The 1,276-nt window shown below is 42.6% G+C and carries 2 protein-coding genes; one reads left to right on the top strand and one right to left on the bottom strand.

Going from position 1 to position 1,276, the window contains the following annotated elements; genetic code table 11:
* Positions 1–610: LptF/LptG family permease (locus B3O33_RS04345; RefSeq protein WP_292363038.1), on the top strand; the 610-nt coding region annotated here is incomplete at its 5' end.
* On the opposite strand, the gene B3O33_RS04340 is transcribed toward B3O33_RS04345, so the two are convergent.
* Positions 607–1,176 (bottom strand): hypothetical protein, encoded by a 570-nt coding sequence (locus tag B3O33_RS04340; protein ID WP_292358922.1) that lies wholly within the window; start codon positions 1,174–1,176, stop codon positions 607–609. The two genes, B3O33_RS04345 and B3O33_RS04340, sit on opposite strands and share 4 nt — an antisense overlap.
* Between the last annotated feature and the right edge of the window lie 100 nt (positions 1,177–1,276).

The raw sequence follows: 1,276 nt of genomic DNA, 5'->3' as shown, positions 1-1,276 counted from the left end.
TGATGGCAACCATTTCAATCATATTCAGCGTATTCATCGCGATGGCCGCTTTGAAGGTGTCAAGGTTTATGAGTTTGACGACAAACATCAATTACGTATCGTTACCCAAGCCAGAGAAGCCCGTTATGAGAATAATGAATGGCTGATGCTTGATGTGGTGCAAAGCACCATAGATGAGGGTGGTATAGAAGTCCGATCGATTGAGCGAGCCAAATGGCGTTCCAAGCTCAATCCTGGCATGTTGAATGTGGTTGTAGTACCACCGGAATTTTTACCGGTATGGAGCTTGATTGAATATGTTTCCTATCTGAAATCCAACCATCAGGCTGTTGGACAATATCAATTGGCATTCTGGAGCAAAATTATGATGCCGATAAGCTCAGCAGTGATGGTATTTCTAGCCGTACCGTTTATCTTTGGTCCATTACGTTCTGCACCGATTGGTGGACGTATTCTGGTTGGCGTACTGGTGGGAATAGGTTTTCACTTGTTTAACCAGAGCTTTCAGCATATGGGGCTGGTATTTGGAGTATTGCCCTGGCTGGCAGCATCCCTGCCAACCATCATCTTTGCCGGTATAGGCATCTTTATGCTGAGAAGGGTGCGTTAGTTCAACGAGATATCCTGGATTTCTTTATCCAGATTATGTGCTTTGAGCAAGGTAGCAATCTGTTCTTTATGCTCTTTCACTTTTGCCTTCGCCAATTTGAATGCCTGTGGATCGTTATCGCGAAAAGCCACCATCAGATTGACAGATATATCCCTAAGTTCAGCAAAAATCGTGGTTAATGCTTTTTCAGGCCGCTCCGCCAGAAATTTGTCGTTGGCTGCTGCAATCAGCTGATTCTCAGCATTTATCGCGCTAAAGTTCGGTGTAAAGCCCCTCAGATGCCAGACATTAAATCCCCGAGGATCGTTTTTTTGTTGGTATAGCTGAAAATATTTATTGAGCAATTCCACCTGCTCGTAATAACGCTGACTCATCTGGCTGACATACTGAGAAAGATTATCCTCAGTAAGAATCTCAAATTCAGCAACAAAGGATTCTGTGTTTTCCTCATTTGCTTTCACTGATGGCATTAAAATAAGCATCGAAAACAAACTCAAAATCTGAATGAAAGTGACTCTGGATATAGATGTGCGAAAGAACTTACCTGAAGAAACTTTGAATGTCATGTCAACCACCATTGGAAACGTTGGTTGATTATCTGTGAGCATCATAGCGAAGTAAAGGAAGACAAACATGAAAAACAAAAAAGGCGGTGAGATATCTCAC

The organism is Methylophaga sp. UBA1464 (assembly GCF_002325665.1).
Lineage (GTDB): Bacteria > Pseudomonadota > Gammaproteobacteria > Nitrosococcales > Methylophagaceae > Methylophaga.
The sequence above is the reverse complement of the archived record's forward strand: the minus strand, read 5'-3'. Positions and strand labels throughout refer to the sequence as shown.